19 protein-coding genes are annotated in these 22,002 nt (G+C 53.0%); 4 read left to right on the top strand and 15 right to left on the bottom strand.

What is annotated here, in order from left to right:
* Positions 1–45: 45 nt before the first annotated feature.
* Together fdxA and mutS are read right to left on the bottom strand one after the other, a co-directional pair.
* Positions 46–369 carry a ferredoxin FdxA gene (fdxA, locus tag HNR64_RS05525; protein WP_027872654.1) on the bottom strand — a complete coding sequence of 108 codons (324 nt, stop codon included), beginning with the start codon at positions 367–369 and terminating at the stop codon, positions 46–48.
* Positions 370–504: 135 nt separating this feature from the next.
* The gene (gene mutS, locus HNR64_RS05520) at positions 505–3,069 is read right to left on the bottom strand and encodes a DNA mismatch repair protein MutS (protein ID WP_239547632.1); all 2,565 of its coding nucleotides are present in this window, start codon (positions 3,067–3,069) and stop codon (positions 505–507) included.
* 222 nt (positions 3,070–3,291) lie between these two features.
* Here mutS and recA point away from each other — a divergent pair, with 222 nt between their 5' ends.
* A complete protein-coding gene (gene recA / locus HNR64_RS05515) occupies positions 3,292–4,326 on the top strand; it encodes a recombinase RecA (protein ID WP_204995548.1) in 1,035 nt (344 codons plus the stop codon).
* Positions 4,327–4,380: 54 nt separating this feature from the next.
* Here recA and HNR64_RS05510 read toward each other — a convergent pair whose 3' ends face one another.
* The 12 genes from HNR64_RS05510 to HNR64_RS05455 all read right to left on the bottom strand — a co-directional run bounded on the left by HNR64_RS05510 (position 4,381) and on the right by HNR64_RS05455 (position 15,250).
* A complete protein-coding gene (locus HNR64_RS05510) occupies positions 4,381–5,550 on the bottom strand; it encodes a PilT/PilU family type 4a pilus ATPase (RefSeq protein WP_204995547.1) in 1,170 nt (389 codons plus the stop codon).
* Positions 5,551–5,653: 103 nt separating this feature from the next.
* Positions 5,654–7,747 (bottom strand): TadG family pilus assembly protein, encoded by a 2,094-nt coding sequence (locus HNR64_RS05505; RefSeq protein WP_204995546.1) that lies wholly within the window; start codon positions 7,745–7,747, stop codon positions 5,654–5,656.
* Between the two features lie 2 nt (positions 7,748–7,749).
* Positions 7,750–8,004 (bottom strand): DUF3613 domain-containing protein, encoded by a 255-nt coding sequence (locus HNR64_RS05500; RefSeq protein WP_204995545.1) that lies wholly within the window; start codon positions 8,002–8,004, stop codon positions 7,750–7,752.
* Positions 8,005–8,015: 11 nt separating this feature from the next.
* Positions 8,016–8,726, bottom strand: a complete 711-nt coding sequence (locus HNR64_RS05495; RefSeq protein ID WP_204995544.1) for a tetratricopeptide repeat protein — start codon at positions 8,724–8,726, stop codon at positions 8,016–8,018.
* Positions 8,723–9,589, bottom strand: coding sequence for a type II secretion system F family protein (locus HNR64_RS05490; protein ID WP_204995543.1), 867 nt, complete (start codon positions 9,587–9,589; stop codon positions 8,723–8,725). The genes HNR64_RS05495 and HNR64_RS05490 overlap by 4 nt, the downstream gene beginning before the upstream one ends.
* A 9-nt stretch (positions 9,590–9,598) precedes the next feature.
* The gene (locus HNR64_RS05485; RefSeq protein ID WP_239547659.1) at positions 9,599–10,456 is read right to left on the bottom strand and encodes a type II secretion system F family protein; all 858 of its coding nucleotides are present in this window, start codon (positions 10,454–10,456) and stop codon (positions 9,599–9,601) included.
* Positions 10,456–11,712 carry a TadA family conjugal transfer-associated ATPase gene (locus tag HNR64_RS05480; protein ID WP_204995541.1) on the bottom strand — a complete coding sequence of 419 codons (1,257 nt, stop codon included), beginning with the start codon at positions 11,710–11,712 and terminating at the stop codon, positions 10,456–10,458. The genes HNR64_RS05485 and HNR64_RS05480 overlap by 1 nt, the downstream gene beginning before the upstream one ends.
* Positions 11,713–11,727: 15 nt before the next feature.
* On the bottom strand, positions 11,728–13,038 hold the full coding sequence (locus HNR64_RS05475) for a type II and III secretion system protein family protein (protein WP_204995540.1): 1,311 nt from the start codon (positions 13,036–13,038) through the stop codon (positions 11,728–11,730).
* Between the two features lie 35 nt (positions 13,039–13,073).
* Positions 13,074–13,958 carry a Flp pilus assembly protein CpaB gene (gene cpaB, locus HNR64_RS05470; protein WP_204995539.1) on the bottom strand — a complete coding sequence of 295 codons (885 nt, stop codon included), beginning with the start codon at positions 13,956–13,958 and terminating at the stop codon, positions 13,074–13,076.
* 146 nt (positions 13,959–14,104) lie between these two features.
* On the bottom strand, positions 14,105–14,551 hold the full coding sequence (locus HNR64_RS05465; RefSeq protein ID WP_204995538.1) for a TadE family protein: 447 nt from the start codon (positions 14,549–14,551) through the stop codon (positions 14,105–14,107).
* A gap of 20 nt (positions 14,552–14,571) precedes the next feature.
* A complete protein-coding gene (locus tag HNR64_RS05460) occupies positions 14,572–15,006 on the bottom strand; it encodes a prepilin peptidase (RefSeq protein ID WP_204995537.1) in 435 nt (144 codons plus the stop codon).
* A 43-nt stretch (positions 15,007–15,049) separates the two neighbouring features.
* Complete coding sequence (locus tag HNR64_RS05455; RefSeq protein WP_239547631.1) at positions 15,050–15,250, bottom strand: Flp family type IVb pilin; 201 nt, start codon at positions 15,248–15,250, stop codon at positions 15,050–15,052.
* A gap of 172 nt (positions 15,251–15,422) precedes the next feature.
* Between HNR64_RS05455 and HNR64_RS05450 the strand changes: the two genes are divergently transcribed.
* The 3 genes from HNR64_RS05450 to HNR64_RS05440 all read left to right on the top strand — a co-directional run bounded on the left by HNR64_RS05450 (position 15,423) and on the right by HNR64_RS05440 (position 19,028).
* Entirely contained in the window at positions 15,423–15,836 is a 414-nt protein-coding gene (locus HNR64_RS05450) for a regulatory protein RecX (RefSeq protein ID WP_204995536.1), read from the top strand.
* 56 nt (positions 15,837–15,892) lie between these two features.
* Complete coding sequence (locus tag HNR64_RS05445) at positions 15,893–16,315, top strand: Spy/CpxP family protein refolding chaperone (RefSeq protein WP_204995535.1); 423 nt, start codon at positions 15,893–15,895, stop codon at positions 16,313–16,315.
* Between the two features lie 115 nt (positions 16,316–16,430).
* Positions 16,431–19,028 (top strand): metallophosphoesterase, encoded by a 2,598-nt coding sequence (locus HNR64_RS05440; RefSeq protein WP_204995534.1) that lies wholly within the window; start codon positions 16,431–16,433, stop codon positions 19,026–19,028.
* Between the two features lie 27 nt (positions 19,029–19,055).
* Here HNR64_RS05440 and HNR64_RS05435 read toward each other — a convergent pair whose 3' ends face one another.
* The gene (locus HNR64_RS05435; protein WP_204995533.1) at positions 19,056–21,995 is read right to left on the bottom strand and encodes an insulinase family protein; all 2,940 of its coding nucleotides are present in this window, start codon (positions 21,993–21,995) and stop codon (positions 19,056–19,058) included.
* Positions 21,996–22,002: the final 7 nt, after the last annotated feature.

Raw genomic sequence — 22,002 nt, 5'->3', positions numbered from 1 at the left:
AAAAACCCGCATTGAGCGGGCTTTTTCGCAGCAGACAAAGAGTGATTATCTCTCTAAGTACTGGAGTTTGTCAGGCTTTCCTGCCCATTCTTCTGCGTCGGCCGGAGCATCTTTCATTTCTGTGATATTCGGCCAAACCTCTGCGAGCTCGGCATTCAGCTCGAGGAATACTTGTTGATCATCTGGGAGTTCATCTTCCGAGAAAATGGCTTCTACCGGGCACTCGGGCTCACACAGTGCGCAATCGATGCACTCATCTGGGTGAATAACCAGAAAGTTCGGGCCTTCGTAAAAACAGTCAACAGGACATACTTCCACACAGTCTGTGTGCTTACACTTGATGCAATTTTCACCTACAACAAAAGTCATTTTGGTCAGCCCCTTACTCTCTGACTGTGAATCGGCAAGCGCGCATTGTAACACCAGGAAAAAATATCGGTACAGCGTCAGCCTTAACAATAATTTAGGTGTACATAATTTGTTTTACTGATGAGCCGATATTGATCACTTATCACCCAATTCTTTGAGGTGATAGAGGGCTTCCAGGGCTTGGCGGGGAGTCAGCGCATCGGGGTCGATGTCCGCCAGTGCCTCGTCGACCGCTGAGAGGGTGGGGCTGGCAAACAAATCCGCTTGCGGGCCACTGGTTTTTATCACCGGAGCGATCGCCTGTTGTTCCAGCTCATTGAGTTTACTGCGAGCGGCCGAGATGACTTTTTCGGGCATTCCGGCAAGTTTTGCCACTTGTAGGCCATAACTGCGATTAGCTGGCCCCTCTTCAAGTCGGTGCAAGAAGACGACATGGTCTTTGAATTCCCGCACACCTAGGTGGACATTGGCCGCGCAGGGGTAAGTTTCGGGCAGTACCGTTAATTCAAAGTAGTGGGTGGCAAACAGGGTAAAGGCCTTGACCTTGTCCGCGAGTTCAATAGCGCTGGCCCAGGCAAGCGAGAGGCCGTCAAAGGTGCTGGTACCGCGACCAATTTCATCCATCAACACCAGGCTGTTTTGTGTGGCGTTGTGGAGAATATTTGCCGTCTCGGTCATTTCCACCATAAAGGTCGAGCGACCGCCGGCCAAGTCGTCTGAGGAGCCGATGCGAGTGAAGATTTGGTCAACGACGCTTAGCTTGGCGCGTTTCGCCGGAACAAAGCTGCCGATATGGGCCAGCAGAACAATCAGCGCGGTCTGGCGCATATAGGTCGATTTACCGCCCATATTCGGGCCGGTAATGATGAGGGTTCTGCGACGGCGATCCAGGTTGAGGTCGTTGGCGATGAAGGGTTCGTCTAGAACGCTCTCGACCACGGGGTGACGCCCCTGTTCGATATCTATGCAACCATTGTCGGTAAACTCCGGTTCACAGAAGTCCAGTTGTACGGCGCGTTCTGCGAGGTTGCTTAACACATCTAATTCGCACAGTGCGTGTGCCGAGAGCTGTAGGGCACCTAGATGCTCATTCAAACGATCCAGTAATGCTTCGTAGAGCGCTTTTTCTCGCGCCAGTGCGCGGCTTTTGCTGCTGAGTGCGCGGTCCTCGAACTCTTTGAGTTCCGGCGTGATAAAGCGCTCGGCATTTTTTAAGGTTTGCCGACGAATATATTCTGTTGGTGCATTTTCCGCCTGTGTGCGGCTGATTTCTATGTAATAGCCGTGCACACGGTTATAGCCGACCTTTAAGCTGCTGAGTCCGGTCCGCTCTTTTTCGCGCTGTTCCATTGCCACCAAAAATTCGCCAGCATCACTGCTCAGGCTTCGTAGTTCATCCAGCTCGGCATCATAGCCCGGTGCAATGACGCCGCCGTCCCGAATGACCATAGGCGGATTGTCTATAATGGCCGTTTGTAGCAGTTCAGCGAGTGTTGGGAAGGTACTGATATCTGTCGCGATCCCACGAATATGTTCCGTGGGAATTGCCGCTAAAAGTTGCTGCAGGGGCGGCAAAATGGCAAGGGAGCTCTGCAGGCGAGAAAGATCCCGGGGGCGGGCCGAACGCAGCGCAACACGCGCCAAAATTCTTTCCAGGTCGCCAATGGCTTTTAGCTGTTCGCGAATGGATTCAAAGTGATAATCCTGAATCAGCGCTGCGATACTGTTTCGCCTGGCCTCTAATACTGCTCGGTCGCGCAGCGGGCGATGAAGCCAGCGTTTGAGAAGCCGGCTGCCCATCGCTGTCTGGCAGCGATCAATCACGGAGGCAAGGGTGTTGTCGGTACCGCCGCCGAGATTTGTATCAAGCTCGAGGTTGCGGCGGGTGGCTGCGTCCATGGCGACAGCCCGCTCGCATGCATCGTGCTGGAGTCGTCGAATGTGGGGTAATTCGCAGCGCTGAGTATCTTTGACGTATTGCAATAAGCAGCCGGCAGCTGCTGTTGCGACGGGCAGGTTGTCACAGCCGAAGCCGGCGAGGTCTTGAACCTGGAAGTGGCTACACAACAGTCGCAGCGCACTTTCGCTATCGAAGTCCCAAGGTGGAAGGGCACGCCTACCGGGTAAATCTGGCAACCACTCGCCGCCAAAATCTTCGGGTATTAGTAGCTCGGCTGGGCGCAGCCGTTGCAACTCGCTCAGCAAGGCTGGCTCATTTGTTAACTCTGATACGCTGAAGCGGCCGCTGCTCATATCGAGAACGGCTAGCCCGAAGGTATTTTCTTGTCGGCAACAGGCGACCAGTAAATTGTCGCGGCGTTCATCGAGCAGCGCCTCATCGCTCAGTGTTCCGGGGGTGACAATGCGTGCGACCTTTCTTTCCACCGGGCCTTTGCTGGTGGCGGGGTCACCGACTTGCTCGCAAATTGCGACGGAAACGCCATATTTTACCAGGCGAGCGAGGTAGCCTTCCGCGGCGTGATAGGGAACGCCGCACATGGGAATTGGGTTTCCGCCGGATTTTCCGCGGGCGGTGAGGGTGATATCCAGCAAGTCGGAAGCGCGTTTTGCGTCATCGAAAAAGAGCTCATAAAAGTCGCCCATCCGGTAAAATAGTAATTCCTGCGGATGTTGTGCCTTAATTTTCAGGTATTGCTGCATCATTGGCGTGTGCTGGGCCAGGTCGATGCCTGCATTCATAATCACTCTCCGAACCCGAGGGAAAACTCCGCTCGTCACTTTGCTGGGGAAAAGCGAGAAGTTTACGGAATGCCTCGTTGTGTCGCCAGCGTCGCGAGCAGGACTTTTTTTCAGCAGGGATTGACAACGCCTTATATAATACTGAGTATATATACAGTAATTAGTCAGCGGCCTCGCAAGTGTGGTTGAGACCACTAGCGACATGAAGAAGGGTGAGAAACTATGGACGCCAACAAACAGAAGGCTCTGGAGTCGGCATTAGGGCAAATTGAGCGCCAGTTTGGTAAGGGCTCAATTATGAAAATGGGGGATAGCTCTCGTGAAATTATGCCCTCTGTTTCCACCGGCTCATTGGGTTTGGATGTTGCCCTTGGGATCGGTGGCCTGCCATTTGGAAGAATCGTAGAGATATATGGCCCTGAGTCTTCGGGTAAAACCACGCTGTGTTTGCAGGTAATGGCTGAAGCGCAAAAGCTGGGCAAGACAGTGGCGATTGTTGACGCAGAGCACGCCCTTGACCCCCAGTATGCCGAAAAGCTTGGTGTAAACCTGGAAGATTTGCTGGTTTCTCAGCCTGACACCGGGGAGCAAGCGCTGGAAATTACCGATATGCTGGTTAGATCCGGCTCTGTCGATGTCATTGTTATCGATTCGGTCGCCGCGCTGGTGCCGAAGGCTGAAATCGAGGGCGACATGGGTGACTCTCACGTTGGCCTTCAAGCGAGACTGATGTCCCAGGCACTGAGGAAGCTTACCGGCAGTATCAAGCAGACCAATACGCTGGTGATTTTCATCAACCAGATTCGTATGAAGATTGGGGTTATGTTTGGTAACCCCGAAACCACCTCTGGCGGGAATGCCCTGAAATTCTACGCGTCAGTTCGCATGGATATTCGTCGCACCGGCGCGGTGAAGGAGGGCGATGAAGTTGTTGGTAACGAAACCCGCGTTAAAGTTGTGAAAAACAAGGTTTCACCGCCATTTAAGCAAGCTGAATTTCAAATCATGTATGGCCGTGGTATTTACCGCATGGGTGAAGTTATCGACTTGGGCGTCAAGCTGGGCTTAGTTGATAAATCTGGTGCCTGGTATGCCTATAAGGGCGACAAGATTGGTCAGGGTAAGGCCAACGCTGCACGCTTCTTGAGTGAGAACCCCGAAATCGCCAATGAAATTGAATCGGCCATCCGCGAACAGCTGCTACCGAAGCCGGCTGCCAAGAAGGCAGAAGAAAGTGTAGAGGCCAGCGAAGAATAGCGTTGCAGCCAACTGGTTCAGGGGCACTGACCACTGCCCCTGAGTTTTTTCAGTTTAACTTTCGGGCTCTGGAGGCTCTTCCTCAATTTGCAGGCTGAAAGCGTTATCAGCTTTTCTATTACTACTGCTTGTATCAGGTTCTTCTTCGCCGGCGGGAATGCCTCTCGTGCTTTCTAGTTTAATTCTGAGACGCAGGTTGTTGGATGAATCAGCGTTTTTCAACGCATCCTCAAAAGAAATTTTCCCTTCCTCGTAAAGCTTGAACAGGGCGGCATCAAAGGTTTGCATCCCCAGATTTTCTGATTTTGCCATGATCTCTTTGATCGACTCGACTTCGCCTTTGTGAATAGCCTGGGCGACGGTTGGCGTGCCCAATAAGATCTCGATAGCAGCGCAGCGTTTGCCATCTAGGGTGGGAATCAGACGCTGAGAGACAAAGCACTTTAAGTTGAGAGAGAGGTCGAGCAGTAATTGATTCCGGCGCTCTTCGGGAAAGAAGTTAATGATCCGGTCGAGTGCCTGGTTGGCGTTATTGGCATGCAGTGTGGAAATACACAAGTGCCCTGTTTCGGCAAAGGCAATGGCATGTTCCATCGTTTCACGGTCGCGGATTTCTCCTATTAAAATGACATCAGGTGCCTGCCGGAGTGTATTTTTCAGGGCTTGGTGAAAGCTGCGCGTGTCCACACCAATTTCGCGTTGATTAACAATGCTGCGCTTGTGCCGGTGTATGAACTCAATCGGATCTTCGATCGTAATTATATGACCGCTGCTGTTGGTATTCCGGTGATCAATAAGTGCTGCAAGAGACGTTGATTTACCAGAACCCGTTGCCCCAACGAATAGCACCAGGCCTCGTTTTGTCATAATCACGTCTTTCAAAACTGAGGGTAGCCCCAGGGAGTCGACGTTGGGAATATCGGTGACGATATTACGAGCTACTATCGAGATTTCGTTGCGTTGTTTAAATATATTGACGCGAAAACGGCCAACTTTAGGAATGGCGTAAGCAAGGTTCATTTCGAGTTCTTGGTCGAACTCTTTCTGTTGCTCGCCATCCATAATTTCGTAGGCGATGTCTCTGATCTCGCCCGGTGTAAATGGGTCTTTATCTAGAGGTTTGAGTTTCCCGTGAAATTTCGCGCACGGCGGAGCGCCGGTGCTGAGAAATAAGTCGGAGCCGCCATTTTTCGCGAGAAGGGTGAGGTAGTCATTGAAGTTCATTGTGGTTACAGCCGGCAGATTCTTGTTTTTTTACAGTGTAACAGTAGTGGTTGTCAGACTATATTTTTTTGCAGGAGGCAGCATTAAGGTGAAAAGGCTCGCGCTACATTACGAGCTTCACTCTATCGCTTTCGCAGGTCATGGCTGCGCCTACTTCGGTCTCGGCCAAACTGACGCCGAGCGCATCCAACAGCTGATTAATAATGGCTGTCAGCAGTGGAGAGAGCGTAGATGTGATAATCGCTTCCACTGCGCCCGTCAGCGCATTGGCGGCTGAGCCGACGAGGAAGAGGAGCCCACCGAGCGCGTTTCCGGTAATGCCATCGCCGCTGTTGGTGGGGGCGTAGAACTCGAGGTTTAAGCCCAGCAAATCGCCCTCTAAGTTATCAACCAAGCTTTGAGTATCAACGCTTTGATAGGCCTCATCTATTGGATCTACACCGAACTCGGGCAGGTAGTCATCGGATGGGTTGTTGGCGAAATTCAGGGTTTCTGAGCCTGCGAGCAAATCAGAGTCTAAACTCAGGCCCAGCCCGCCTCCAGAGAAGGCATCCCGCTCGGCGGCACCGGGATCACCATCCCAAGCGCTGCCGTCCCAGTATTCAGTCCAGCAAATCAGCAGCAGGGTGCACTGGTAGCGTACCCGCTTGGTGCCGATATCGAGTATCGGAATGGGCTCCACGCTTGGTGAGGCTTCATCGAAGGCGTTAGTGGCGGCATCATTCATATCGCTGCCCAGGCTACCGGCAAGTACGCTGACAGCGGAGCTATTTGCGAGCGCATCCAGTGCTTTGTCTTCGCCATCGCAATCGTAATCGGTTACGCGGCCGTCACCGCTGCCCGCTTCAAGAAGGATATCCAGCCTCGGCGAGCTTAGTACTTCGATATCTAAAAGGTCCCTCTGGATATCACAGTAAACCACGCAGCTCAGTCCCTGAAGTACGCCGAGTATATCCAGTGACAGCAAGCTGCTGACTGTGCCAGCGATGCCGCTCAGTAAAGGGTTGTCATTTACGAGGCTTAGCAGCGTATTTAGGGTGGCGCCGACAATTGGCAGATCCAGCGAAATAAATGTGCGTACTTGGGCCGATCTGACAAATATCGCATCTCCGCCGTAAGGCGCATCTGCAGCGAGTTTTGGGTTGCCCGTGGCCATGAGTCTTGGCGGGTCGGTCACTTGCAGTTTTACTGTTGCGCCCGCTAAGCCGAGAAGGTTTATGGGTATGTCGGCGGCGATCGCGGATTTGCTATTCGCCAGTTGAATGGTCCCTTGAACAAGTTGCATTGCCTGTAGGCCAATATCTAGTGCGGCTTCGGGTGCTCCCGTTTGCACCTCAAGCAGCTCACCGAGCGATATCAGCGGAGTGGCCCCAGGGATGGCTAAGACGAGATCACGAAATGCGCTAACCGCAGCGGTATTACCGCCTAACTCCAGTACATCTGCGCCGACGTCGAGTAGATCTCCCAGACTAACGTCGGCGTTAAGTACGCTGTCATAGTCTCCTGCAGAGATGCCGAGATCAACGGCCAGAGCATCAAGGTAACTCAGCAAATTGAGGTTTGTGTCCAGTAGACCGTCCCACTGTGCGACACTGAGGTTAAGGGTAGTACCTAACAAGCCGCCTAAGACGCCGTTAAGAAGCGCTGATTGGCTTGAGTCGACATTGAGTAAATTGCTGCGCAAATGTAGCGATGCGACGGGCTGGCAAGCTTCTGCAGCGCCCCGCGCCTCAATAGTGATTGTTTGGCTGCCGCCAGGTACTACACTGCCGAAAAGGGATGCACGTATTGTTCGCGTCAGCGTGACCTCTACGGCCTTTCCATCTGCGTTTGCGGTGAATTGTTTGACGCTACCACCGTTGCCGTCGTCAGCGCTCGTAATCTCACCGAGCACAACCGCAATGCCGCCCGCATCGCCACGAAAATTATTGCGCTCACTAGCCAATGCCGCCTGGGCGGCCGCAAATAGGCCGTCATCATCTAGCGATTGGTCTCGACAATAAGTCAACGACGTTTCCAGGGCCGCTAAGTCAGCCTGCCTTTGTAAGGTGCGCTTCTCCAGAAAAAGCCTGCCAGTATCGACCGAGAGCGCAAGAAAAGCAGTTATTGCCAACATCAACGCAGCTAAGGTCAGCGTCATTACCCCTCGCTGTTGCGAAGGGGTTGGCTGGCGAATAAAGCGGCGGGCAGCACTCATTACTATTCCGTTTTAAAGTCTGTGTCGATAAATGACACGGGAATCGGGCGGTCAAAGCTTTCGGTATAGCGCTTGTAGCTTAATGCGCGCGAGGCGCCGTTCTGCTTCTGAGGAATATCAGAGGCTATTTCTCCAGAACGTTGAGCGTCTAGGGCTCGGGTTGTTGCAGTGTCGCGGCTAATGTCATAGCTAGGTTCGCCCGCGGTGACCGCACAACTAAAGGCGAGTGATGAAAGTATCAATAGTCGATTTTTCATACGTTAGTTCCCTATCTAACAATGGCGCGTTTGGCGACAGTGGGCTCTGTGAAATGGTTTGCTTTTTCAAGGAGCTGATTAAATTCTGCACTATTAATTTCGTTGTTTTGAGCGAGGCGTAGTGCGGTTCGGGTGTCACCATCAAGTATCAGGCTGATGATCATGTTACGCAGAGCGACCGGATGACCATTTTTCAGTTGCAATGCGGTCATAAACTCTCGTTGGGCTGCTTTGAAGTCTCGCATTGCCAGGAGAATGAAGCCGTAGTCATTGCGAACATCTGCGCTGGTAGGGGCGAGGTGTCTGGCTTTCAACATGTGCTGATGGGCAATGGCTAGATCGCCACGGGTGGCAAGTATCTTCGCCATGCCAGCGTGTCCGGCAGCGGTCATGCAGGTTAGGCTGAGGTCTCTGTAGTTGTCGTAGGCCTCACTCAGCATCCCCGTCTTACGTTGTGCTTCGGCGGTCAACCAAAGGGCCCGAGGACTATTACTGTCATCCTGTTCCAGGTGCGCCTGTGCAGAGAAATAGCTGCCTTCTGACAATAACTGCTCAACAAGATCTAGTTTTACCCGTTGGGCTTGGCTCAATGACGCACCACAATCTGCACGGTTTTGCGATAGTTGCGAGGGCGCTGAGGCGCATGCTGATAACAGCAGTGATGCCAGCATCAACGGCAGAAAGCGTCGAAAACAGGTGTTGTTTATTGACGTATTCATCATCCACCTAACTCGTTCAGCGCTTGCACCATGGAGAAAAAGCTAGGGCCAGCTGCAAGTAATACCAAAGCGGGAAATAAAAACAGCATCATAACCAATGACATCTTTCCCGATATTTTATTGACCTGCTCTTGTAAGCTAAGCCGCCGACGGTTTTGTAAGAGCAAGTAGAGTTCGTCAAGAGACTTATCGATACTGCCGCCAGTAATGGACTGCTGACGGATTACAATCAAATACTCCTTGAAGCCCTCTGCACTGCAGCTATTGATAAGCTCATAAAGGGCCTCTTCTTGACTCTGCCCCGACTCAATTTTATTTGCTGCAAGGGAAAGCTCCTTGGCGCAGTTGGGTGACAGTTCTGACAGTTGCTCGCAAATAATGCCAAGGGTTTTGGGTAAAGACAGGCCGACGCGCCATAGCATGCGCGTGGTCTGAATTAACATCATGGTTTCTTTTTCTAAGGCGTTTTGTCGCTCGTCTGCTTGGTTTTTTAGAATGAGGTAGGCCAGTACAACACTGCCAATCACTGTCGCACCGGTGATGGCCAAGACCTGCCCGATCGCGAGCCCCTTAAACAGACTCGCCGCCGCGGCAATTACGCCCAATACTAGGCAAGCGACCAAGGTAAAAGAAATCGCTTTGATCTGTTGTGCGCTGGTAAACAGTCCCGCGCGGCGTAGCAGCTGAGAGAGCGAGGCAATATGGGTGTTTTCCTCGCGAAGCATGCGCCAGGTGTCATGGCGCCCAAACTCTAGCTTGGTGTTCTCGCTGGCATCACTGTTAATGTGTGCGGTAGCTAGGAGTATTACCGGTGCGGTGCATAATATAAGTGCGCCGATAATGAAAAAATAATGTTGCGCTTCCATGTCTATTGCCTATGACTCTATTGAGTTAACCATGCGCCACAGTACGAATACGCCCAGTATTTCCATTACCGCGGAGATGATAAATAGGGACTTACCACTGCTTTGAGACCACACCTCCAACATCATGTCTGGATTAATACTAAACATGTATACGGCGATACCGGGCGGCAGCAGAGCGAGTACTGTCGCTGTGAAACGTGTTTCTCCAGTCATGGCGGCTAGTTCACGCTTGCCGGCCTCATCCATTCGCAATATACCCACGATATCATCCAGAATAGAGCGGATGCTCCCGCCGTATTGTTCGTTGATGCGCAGGGCCGTCGCAATTACGTTGAATTCGTGTAGTTTCGTCACGCCAGCTTCACGGCTGAAAGCCTGGTGAAGGTCGTAGCCCAGGTGTACCCGTCTGACTACTCGTCGCATGACGGTGCCTAAGGGGCGTTCCAAAGTTTCAACTGAGTCTGCGAAGGCATTTTCTACAGAAATACCCGCCGATAGTCTGCGGGTAACTTGGTTGATAAAAGAGGGCAGCTGCTCAAGCATCTTCGCCCGACGTTTGCTGCCGACAAATTTTATGCTGAGAAATGCAACGGCGTAGCCAGTTAGAATGCTGATGGCAGCGATACTAATCGGCAGTAACGCGATGCACAGAATCGTCATTGCTGCGAGGCTCGCAATGACGCTGTAGATCACGACAGCCGGGAGCTCTACGCCGTTGGCGGCTAAATAATTAGTAATGAATTCCGGCAAGGGATCTTTGCGTTCGACCTCGGCGATTTCTACCTCTGCCGGTGCTTCGACATTGACCAACAGCATGAGCACAAAGGCGAGGCCAATCATTAGTGCCACCAGGGCTATCCAAAACATCACGGCGACCCCGGCATTACGTCGTTGAGTAGAGGAACATTTTGTTCACTGGGGTTTCTGGCAAGATTACCGCCAGCATCCAAAGCGAATAGCTCGCGTAGTTGCAGTCCGTTCGCCGTATTCGTGAGTTTGCATATTTGCATTACACAGCGATGCCCATTTGATTGGCGGCCGATATGAACGATCATGTCCAATGCACTGCCAATCATTTTGAGAATTAACTCGCTTGAGCCTTTGAACCCCGACATCCCGACCATCATTTCCAGCCTAGTGATCGCATCGCTCGCTGAGTTGGCATGCACGGTGGTCATCGAGCCATTGTGGCCGGTGTTCATGGCTTGCAACATGTCCACGACCTCTCCACCGCGGCTTTCACCGACAATAATTCGGTCTGGGCGCATGCGAAGGGCGTTTTTGACAAGCTCGCCCGCTGTGACTTGGCCAACACCTTCATTGTTTTCAGGTCGGGTCTCTAGTCGCACCACGTGGCTATTGCGCAATTGGAGTTCTGCTGCGTCCTCGATGGTTACGATGCGCTCGGTTGCAGGAATATACTGGCTCAGAATGTTAAGCAAAGTGGTCTTACCGGAGCCGGTTGCCCCGCTTATTAAGATATTACGCCTTTTAGCAACCGACTCGCTGAGAAAGTCCAGTGCGTCCTTGGTTATCGATCCGCCGGCCAGGAGTTCTTCGGCGGTCAGAGGATCCTTGCGGAACTTTCGGATAGACAGGCAGGGGCCATCTAGTGCGAGCGGCGGTACGATGGCGTTAATACGGCTACCATCTGCCAGTCGGCCATCAACGATGGGGCTGGATTCATCGATGCGGCGCCCCAGTGGCGATATCATGCGTCGAATAACCCGAAGCACATGGCGGTCGTCTAGAAACCGCATAGACGATTGTTCTAGTACGCCGCGTCGTTCGACAAAGATGCGCCGCGGACCATTAATCAGGATGTCATTGATATCGGGGTCGTCGAGAAGAACTTGTAGGGGGCCGAACCCCACAATTTCGTCCAGCAGCTCTTTCTCTAGGTTGTCGAATTTTTCTCGGCCGATATTCACCTCGTATATACGACAATACTGCCGTATATAAGCACCGATCGCTTCTTCTAACTTTTTTGAGTCATCGTCGTAGATGATATTGTCATCTTCGATACGATCTATGACAAAGCGGTGTAGGGCGGCTTTGAGCGTCTCGTAATCGTCGAGTTGTTCCTGCTTAGTTTCAGGTGTTCTCCGGTCGATCAGCCTCATCACTGGGCTCCCTTATTAATCTGCGAATCCGACATCGGATTTTTGCGTCTTCTTCGCTGCTCGCTCGCTGGATTTATCTAGGTCGCGAAACAGCATATCGGTAAATGAGGGGACATAGTGCTTATAGGTTTCACCGGGTAGTTCTGGCAGCTCCGCGTCCTTGGCAATGGGGTTCACCAGGTGGGGAGTGACGATCATGATCAACTCTTTGTCTTCCTGTGAAAACCGCGTAGAGCGGAATAGGGCACCCAATATTGGGATATCTCCCAAGCCGGGCAGCCGGTCGGCATTGGTAAAGGTGTTTCTGCTTACCAAACCACTGATAATGAAGCTCTCCCCGGGAGCGAGCTGTATTGAGGTGTCTGTGCGCCTCACGCGCAGAGAGGGGACGGAAACGCCGCTGGCTTGCACGCCGTTGGTGAAGTCCAAGTCACTGACTTCTGGGGCAACTTTTAGCATGATGCTATTTTCACTAAGTACGGTTGGTGTTAAGTGCAGCCGCACACCAAACTCTTTGTATTCAATTTGAATTTGGCCATCGCGGTTTGACGCGGGATATGGGAATTCGCCACCCGCCAAAAAAGTTGCTGTTTGACCAGACATGCTGACCAGCGAGGGTTGAGCCAATGTGTAGGCATACCCGTTTCGAGCAAGGGCATTAATGGCTGCACTAAAACCATTTTTTACATGACCTACTAGTATTGAGGAAGCATCCGCGCCTGTTGGTGTAATACCTAATAATGCACCCAGTGGCCCATTGCCCTCTAATAGCGGAAGTAAACCAGATCCGCCGGTTGCGATAGAGGTATCCCCGCCGACGTAGGACAGTGCGGTTCCAATTTGTTTGAGTTGGGATCGGCTAAATTCAACAATGCGAATATCCGTTTGCACCTGCATGGAGCCGCGCTGAACGGTGTTGTCCAAAACATTGGGGCCACTTGATGTGAGTAGCTGCTGATGTTGTTGTAAGGATCGAGTCTCGCCCTGCAGGCTGATGTAGGGGCCACTGCTGTCCACCGCAACGCCGTCGCGCGTACTGGGTGACAAACTGGGCACGACCTCTATGCGAAATTCCGTCGGCTCCTTGCCGCCCTGCCAAAGTAACAGCGAGGTTGCACCAAGTTGTTTTGCAGTCAGAAGAAATTCTCTTGAATTGAGCACTTTAAGTGACGCAACTTCCGGGCGCCCAATGGCACTCCTTTTTACGCTGTATTTGGTACTCAGCATTTGCTGCTCACCCAGTTCCAGTCGCAGGGTCTTGTAGGGCTCTGCATGCAGGCTGGTGATTAGCCCTAACAGCAAAGCAATTAAAAATCCCTGTTTCATGATAGATGCTCCATATCGAACCAGTGGTTGCTGCATTAGTTTCGTACTCGAATTGTCTCGACTTTATCGCCGCTATACATATAAATGGATTTTGGCGGTGGGGCGGGTTTAAAGCCCGTGACTTCTCGCATTAAGGTTGCTTTGTCTTCGTTTTCTTCGGGCGTTTCACCGGATGCGATCATCTCCTCGCGTGCCAGGCGGTCAGCTTCGCCGATCGCTACCAATCGAAGTCCCCCGGCGCTCTCGGCTAACACAAGGCGGTTTACCTCGTCTGTCGGCACTTCCAGTACCGCGGAGCGGCTGCGTTTTCCGCCATCTTTGTTGTTCGCTTTTTTACTGCTCTCGTTAGTAACCGGCTGCGGCTTTTCGCCCTCGACCTCGTCGCCAAATGCGATCAGACGAATATTGCGTAGTACGCGTCGAGACATACTGCGGTCGTTGGTCTCTTTTGTGGCGCGGCTATTAAAGATGACGTCAACAAAATCCCCGGGCTTTAAGAAGCCACCAGTGCCGATAACCTCGTCAACTTTAACGGCAACGGCGCGGTGACCGGGCTGAATTTGCTCAGCTAACTTGCTATCGGATTCGAAATCGCTGTCACGAATCACCGAACCTTTCAGAATGTCTTGTTTACTTCGCTTGTTAAGTAGCTCTGAGACCGTTGCAAAGCTGCCCTCGACCTTGATGGCATAAGGAACTTGCATCAGCTCCTCTTCGGTCAGGGTTTCTCCCTTGGCGATGTCTCTTGTTGCAATGACTAGCTTTTGAGCATATGTATAGGAGTCGGCCTGCGTTGCCACAGTCTGCCGCTGTTGGTCGCGAATAGCATCTTGTTGGCTAATTCGATAACCAATGATACCCATGATAACTGCGCTGATAATTAGCAGTGCAGCGATGATCTTGAGAGTCCTTGCTTGCATCGGTATATCCCTTGAATGCATCTAAGATGAAGTTATCGTATTACACCGTCGCTACATTTTAGTTTAGCGTCTCTTTCCCTGATGTTAGGTGGTGTGACGTTGTGCTGATATTGTGGCACCTACGTATAGTTTCCTTGTCGCGATTGCTACATGCGCAGGCTGGAACGGCTCACTACCGGGTCGGGCAGGTTGGGAATGCTGCCGATAATAGGTAGATTTATGCTGTCCAAAATAGGTGGGGCGCTGAGCCTCACCGTGCATAGCATTGTTGCATCGCAGCTGAAGAAATCATCGCCGGCCGTTGCTGCATTGACGAGGTCCGCGGAGAACCACGTGAGTGAATTCTGGACTTGCGCCGTGACGACAGGCTCTAGCTCGGCCTCCGTGCATACTGCTGCAGCACAGTCTGTAGCTAGCGCCGCTCTGAGAGCATCTTCACCCGCATAGGCGAAACTCTGCAACAGTAGAAAATACATCCCATAGGCCATCACTGCATAGCTTAGAGCGAAAAATACTGGGAATAGAATGGCAAATTCAATAGCGACCACACCGCTCTGGCGCGCGTTATTTGAAGTACTTGGCGCCCCGGCCATAATGTTTTCCTCGTGGTGTGTCATAGCGAAACAGAGAAGAATGGTGAGAGGGGGAGTAGCGCTGCGCCCAGACTGACCGCAGTGCCGATCGGGAACCCGCGCGCTCGATGCTTATCATGCCGCTTACTTTTTTCGATGATAGTCATGATGAGTGCCAGCACCAGGGTACCCGAGGCGAAGACAAAGAGTAACGTCGTCGGCGGCCAAAGCGGAGAGAGGGCCAGCAGCAGCTTGACGTCGCCACCTCCCATGTTGTTTGAAAGGTAGCCTGGAAGTGTAATCGCCAGGGCGAGCACAATATTCACCATCCATTGATAGGCGCTGATGCCACTACTGCCAATAAAAACGCCCAACGATGCAATAAACAGCACCAGATTTAGGGCGTTGGGAATTCTCCGCGATGACCAATCAACATATGCAATGGCTACGAGTAGCAGAATGATGACAATGGCCATAACACGGGGAATTCCTATTTCGCCGCCAATTTCAATAACGTATTTAGGCTGCGTTGATATCTGCGTTGATGGTGGTGAAAATGCCTTCGAGATTGAGGAAGCCAATCGCGGCGATGATTACGCCGATCAGTACGGCTGCCATAATTGCGTACTCGATGGCACTTGCACCGCGCTCATCATCGCGAAATTTAGCCAAGGAACCAGAAAAAATCTGCATCAACAATACTTGAATTTGCACTAACATAGTTACACTCCATGGTAAAAGAAAGCGGTCGAGTCTAATAACGCCCTGTTGACCGTGTTGTTACTTTGCTATTTGCACAGATTAAAAAAAATAAGTATTTGCCGTAGAGGCGAGCATCTACCCTCAACTAGGATAGTAGAAATTGAGTGACATAGGTATACGAAAGAAAGCAATGGACTTATTGGCCCGACGGGAGCATAGCCGAAAGGAGTTGGTGTCCAAGTTGGCGCAGCGCTTTCCCAGTTGCGAGGCGGACATTGCGATAGTTGTCGAGCGCTTGGCCCATGAGCGGTTACAAAGCGATCAGCGTTTTGCCGAGAGCTATCTGCGTATGAGAGCAAATAGTGGCTTTGGCCCCTCGCGTATTCGCATGGAACTGCGCGACCGCGGTGTTTCAGAGACGATTATCGATGAGGCGTTTGCTGATGCCGGTTTCGACTGGTTTGAGCAATTGCAGAGTGTTTACCAAAAAAAATACGCCGATGTTCCACCCAAAGATCGGCGGGAGCTGGCCAAACGGCAGCGATTTCTTCATCATCGTGGCTTCGACGCAGAGTCCATCCGGCGCGTGTGTAGAACTGCATAACGATGTTGCACCGAGAAGTACTCTGTTTGGGACAGATTCATTGAAAGGAATAATGAATGTTGATTCGCTCTATCTCGATTCTTTTTTTCAGCACATGGGTGCTGGTGATGCCGGCTCAAGCGGCAGAGGCGCTTAGCAGTGCCAGCATCGCTGCCCTGGCGGACAAGCTGGAGCTCACTAGCCAGCAACGCGAGCAGGTTAATAAGTTGATTGTCCGCTATGCGGCAAAAGCAGCCGAGTTACAAAAAGAAAGCGTCGCACTTAGACAAGATATGCAGCTACAACCGCTACCGGAAATGACGCGCAGTACCATTGCTGCAATGAGCCAGCGGGCGGGGTCTGTTGCGGCCCGCCACACGGGGTCAATTCTCCAGACGCAAATGGAATTTTACGGCTTGCTCACGCCCTCCCAACAGGCAGAGTATCGAAGACTGCGCAAAGCTGGCCAAGAAAAAACCGGAGTCTCTGCGGCGCAGTGAGCCTATAGTGGTTGCTGAAATCACGGTTTGTACCTAGATAGCGTCTACGCTGGGTCACGTAGTATTCGCAAGGATAGCGAGCTGCAATGGGCAGTAAATTAATGGAGCTGTGAGTATGCGACAGGGTTTCTTAACCCCACTGTTTATATGTTTTTCCCTTGTTGCCTGCGGCGGAGGTGGTGGGGGCGGCTCCGGTCGCGACGACACGCCTTCCTATCGCGTAGCTCCAGGTGAAGCGTCGGTGCTAACCTTCGATGACACCGCGCGTTTAGAACTGGCGTCGACCAGCGCAGCGCAAGCCCTGTCTATTTCTTTAGAAGTGAACGTCGCTGCGGAGCAAACGCAGTATGAGCTGCAGCCCACGGAAACACAGCTGCTAACGCCTGCTAGGTTATTCTTACCCCTGCCGGAAAACCCCAAAAATCAGCGCTATAGCGTGGCCAGAAATGTCGATGGGCAGTGGCGGCCGCTATTGAGCTCTGTGCAGAGCGAGGCGGGTGTCACGGCCAGTATCACCCAGTTCGGTGAATATCGCTTGGTTCCCACTGAGGCTCCCGAGGTGGCGCGCGTGGTCAACGGCAACTGCGAAGCACAAGCCGAGGAACAATCGCTGCGCTTTATTCACGTAGCTGACCTGCATGCACGCTATGGTGGCCCTGAAAAGCTTTTTAGTCGTATCAAGGCCTACCACCTTCAGGCGCTTGAAGAGCAGCCCTATACAGTATTCAGTAACGGCGGAGACGATTTTGAAAAGGGCAGCGTCGCTGAGTTGTTATCGGCGGGAGCCGCGACGGTTGAGGTCACCAAGGCCATGGCGTTTGATGTACGCGTCATTGGCAATCACGATTTTGCCTGGGGGGCGGACACGCTACTCGACCACGCACAGGACCCAATCGCACAGGTGATTGCTAGTAACAGTGAATACCGAGGCGGCAGTGCAGAGAGTTTCGGCGCGCAGGGCTTTGCAGTACTTCAGGTAGGCTGCTTGAAGGTCGGCTTCTTTGGTATGAGCTCGGGGCCGTGGAATGAGCTTGATGAGCCCCTTGAGACGGCGCCGATTCCGGATTTCGTCCCCGACTTTAAAATGAATTGGCACTTGCAGCATATTGCCGAGGGGGTAGTCAGCCAGTACCGGGAGCACGTGGATGTTTTAGTGATGCTCAGCCACCTAGGCGCCAGTGCGGATCGTGAAATCCTACTCGCCAATCCAGAGATCGACCTCGCCCTTGGCGGACACAGCCATTTGGGTACCGAGTTTGAGCAGTTGGCGTCGGGCAATATACTGATCCAGCCAGACTTTTTCGCCGATGGTCTGAGTGACGTGACGCTTCGCTACCGCCTGTCGGACAAACGGCTCCTCGACGCCAGTGTTGACGAAATTCAGGTGCGTGATATTGCTGAGCCCGATGCGACAACGCAGCAGGTTATTGAGGGCATTGTGCAAAAATACAGCCCCGATGCGCATGTCGAAATCGCCTTGGCTGAAGACCAGCCAAACGCACAACAATTAACCGCCCTGGCAGCCAAAGCGGCGCTATATCATCACGGGGCCGATGCCGCGTTGCTGGATCCCTCGCAGGTTATCGAGCGCTGGCTGCCAGGGACGGTAACCGCAACCGAATTTCATCGCGCGCTACCCGTTGAGCGACAGCCCGCAGATACGCCAGGTTTTAAGGCATTCTATGAAGTTAGTGTATCCGCCGCAGAATTGGCTGAGATGCGTGCGGCGCAGCCAGCTTGGGTGTTTGTCTCGTCGCAGGCAGCCGAGTCAGAGCCCATCAAGCTGGTGCTCTATAAAAGTGCCGCGTGGAATTTGCCGCTTTTCTTCCCCAATTTAGCTGACCGCTCAGCAACATACCTGTCAGAAAGTTGGGCAAGTCTGGATGCGTATGCGCGCCAGCGCAGCAGTGACTGCCTGTATCTGGATATCGATAAAACCCTGAGTCGCTGTCAACCAGACACCGTTACCACAACGTGGCAATTCCATAGCGATGAGCAGCCCTTGCGAGAAGACGCTGGGCCCTCGCGCCTGAGCTACCTTAACGTTGCCACACAAGCGGATACCCAATTCGGCCCGCCGGCAGACTTTGGTGTGCCGGAATTAGCGGGTGGAGACTCGGTGGTGATGGCATTTGATGCATACAGTCCGGAGCAGGGGTTGAAACTGCAGACCAACGTCCCTGCGAACGGCGATCTCGCCGAGCAAGGAAAATTATCGGATTACTCGCTCGTTATGGACATTTTATGGCCAGAGGCCAGTGATGGCTTCTGGCGCGCCATTATGCAGACTACGCCTAATAACGATGATGACGCAGACATATTCTTCGAATCCAGAGCCAGTGGCGGAGTGGGTATCGCCAGTGCCGGTTCCGGGTACTTTGGCGAGTTCCGTCCAGGAAAATGGCATCGACTCGGCTTGGTATTTTACGCCGGTGGCGATGGCGGTAGCTTCAAGGCTTACCTCGACGGTGAGCTAATCGGTGCCAAGGTGGGGGGAGATATCGGTGAACGCTGGGCGATAATTGATGAGCTATTGCTGCTGACTGATAACTCCTTTGAAACGCAAAAGGGTTACATGAATGCGCTGTTATTCTCGGGGCGCGCGCTGAGCGACAGCGAGCTCAATGACCTGGGCGCCGCGAAGCAAAATTTACGCCTGCAGCCCAATGCGCAGCAGCTGCAGCAGCGCATACAGCGCCACCTTCATCACTGATGAAGTAGGTGGCACTGCACGCGGGCGCTAGAGTTGCCGTTGCTCAAAGCCTTCCGCTGACAGCCAGTCGTCAAGGTTTTGGGCCGTTGCGCTATTACTGATTACCGCAATGCTGGGCGCCACGCCCTTGAGGTACTCTCGGGTCACCCGCTGCAAATCGTCGCCAGTCACCGCGAGTACGCGGTTTCGGAATGTGCGGCGATCATCAATGCTGCGGCCAAAAATACGGCTGTGAAAATCCTGCTTTGCCTCGCCGGCGGGCGAGCCGGGTTTGTCGATATTGCTGACAACGCCCAGTATCGCTTGCTCCAGGGCGTCGCTGCTCACAGGTGTGTCCAGCATCCAATCAATGGCTTGGCTGAAATCGTTTAGCGTTTCTTGCAAGCGTGGGTCGCGGTAGGAATAAAAGCGGAAGGCCGCAATATTGGAGTCTTGCGATGCGCCGCCGCCATAGGCGCCGCCCTGTTCGCGAATGCTGCGATGCAAGATGCCGTTGCGAAGATACACAGCCAGCACGCTCAATATCGCGGCGTCCGGATGGCCCGAGGGAACGGTGGGGTAGGCGCTGGCGCAGAAGTTGACCTGGGAGTTAGCAGACCAAAATTCACGACGTGCTTCACGGCAGGTGTCGGTGTGCAATAGCGCGTTGCCATCGCCCTGGAAATTATCCCAAACCGATGCCAGCGCTGAGCGATGAGCATTGAACTCCTGTTCTTCAGCAACGACCAACAGCTGCCGGTTGGCAGACAGCACTTTCTGGTGAATGGCCGCTAACCCCTCAGCCAAGGCGGCTTTGCCGCTCGCTGTCTCAGCCGCATCGCTCAGCTGTCGAAGCTGCAGAATGCCATCTAAACCGGACATCTTTTGGCTAATTCTTGCAACGGGGCTCATCCCCGAAGAGGCCGCTGCCATGGCCAGCGCGTGCCCGTTTCCGGTGATTGAAGACTCTCGTCGCGCCTTCATGTGGGCGAGCATATCGTGGATTCGTTCATGTTCGTCAAAGCGTACCTGCTCCAGTGTGTCGCGCATGAGCGTTGCTTGCGCCTGGCAATTACGTAGCAAGGCCTTCGACGACAGTACTAAGTACGCCTGCTGCTGCTGTTCATCGTTTATGCCGCCGCGCATACTGGTGTAAGCCGAGATGCCGCCACAGATCGCGGCTTGGTGGGCTTGTACTTCTATATAGCTGCGCTCGCCCAGGCCGAGCTCGGTGACGGTTTGGGTGTAGAGGGGGAGTAAGCCGAGCTCGTCATCGCTGAGATGCGGCATTTCGATTAACAACTGCTGGTAAATCAAACCATTGGTGCCGCGGTTGTAATAGCAGTAGGGCAGGTTGCCGAAATGCGCGTCGGTATAGGGCAGCTCGGGGAGGTCTTGGGCGACATCTGCCAAGCCGACTCGGGGCAAGATGCTCTCGTCTTCTTGCAGGGTTTGTCGCTCAGCCAAGGCTTCTGCCTGATCGATAATCGCCTGCTTCTCTGCGTCGCTGAGCGAGGCTTGGATTGTGGCTAATCGGTGTTGTTCAGCGTCTTCGGCGCGCTGTTGATACTGTTGGTCAGGACTGAAAACCAGGGTGACGCGATGAGGGTTATCAATTAGCTGCTGCAGCAAGCGGGGAAGATAATCCGCATCAGCGATTTTCTCACGCAGGCGCGCAAGCGCTGGGTCTAGGTCCAAGACATCAACGGGGTTACCGCGGTGGGTGGCCGCTCCCAAACTATTCAAAATCAGTTGCAGGCCATAGGGGTAGCCGTCGCCACTGATCTCTCGTTGTTGTAGCTCCAGCTGGTGAAGGACTGATTCAACTTGGTCGGTGTCGACGCCCTCCTTGACCAAGTCGCGGAGGGTGTCGAGCACCAGGGCCTCTACGGCATCGCGGTGCTCGACCTCACTGCCTTCCAGTCCGCAGGCAAACACCATCTCACGCATTGAGTCCTCTAAACCACACATCGGCGAGGGGGAGCTCCCCAGGTCGCTGGTTTCAAGCGCATGCAGCAGTGGGCTGGAGCTGTTATCCAATAATATTCCGGCAAGAAGTTGCGCCTCTAGCAGGCTATCAAGGTCGGTACTATTGCCCAGTAGCCAGGACAACACGATATGGGTCTTACCCTTGGGGTCCTCCGCCGCTGGCAGCGGGTAGGACTCTTGCACGCGAATGGGGGCGTGGTAGCGTTTTTCATCCGCCACTGCAATGTGCTTATCCAGGGCGGTAAAGCGCTTGAGGGCCAATTCTTCAAAGCGTGCTTGGTGCTCGGCGGCAGAAATATCGCCGTAGGTCATAAAAATGGCGTTGCTGGGATGGTAATGGCTTTCGTAAAAGCCCTTTAGCTCTTCGTAGCTGAGGTCTGGAATGGCCTCCGGATCGCCGCCGCTGTTGTGGTGATAGGTGGCAGTGGGAAATAAATACTTACACAGCGTGTGCCAGAGCCTGCTTGGTATCGAGCTCATGGCCCCCTTCATTTCATTGAAAACCACACCTTTAAATTGAAGTGCTGAGTCGGGATTGCCGCGTTCGCTAAACTCTAACCGATGACCCTCTTGGGCGAAATCTAGGGGGTGCAGGCGTGAGAAGAAAACGGCATCTAAATACACCTGTAACAGGTTATCAAAGTCTTTCCGGTTGCTGCTGGCAAAGGGGTAGGCTGTCCAGTCAGAACTGGTAAACGCGTTCATAAAGCTGTTCAGCGAGCGACGAATCATCATAAAAAACGGGTCGCGCACCGGGTATTTTTCGCTGCCACACAGCGCCGTGTGCTCCAGGATATGAGCGACGCCCTTCGAGTCGTTAGGGACGGTGCGCAGTGCCACAAGGAACACATTTTCTTTATTGTCAGCGTCAATATGGTAGTGGCTGGCGCCGGTTTCTATGTGCCGGTATTCGCAAAGGGCGACGCCGAGTGCGTCGATTGATTTACTGCTGAGTAATTCAAAAGCAGGGTGGGCGGCACGTGGTTGGGTAGCAGTCATAGAATCC

Source organism: Spongiibacter marinus (assembly GCF_016906995.1).
Taxonomy (GTDB): domain Bacteria; phylum Pseudomonadota; class Gammaproteobacteria; order Pseudomonadales; family Spongiibacteraceae; genus Spongiibacter; species Spongiibacter marinus.
This window is presented reverse-complemented; position numbering and strand designations above follow the sequence as displayed.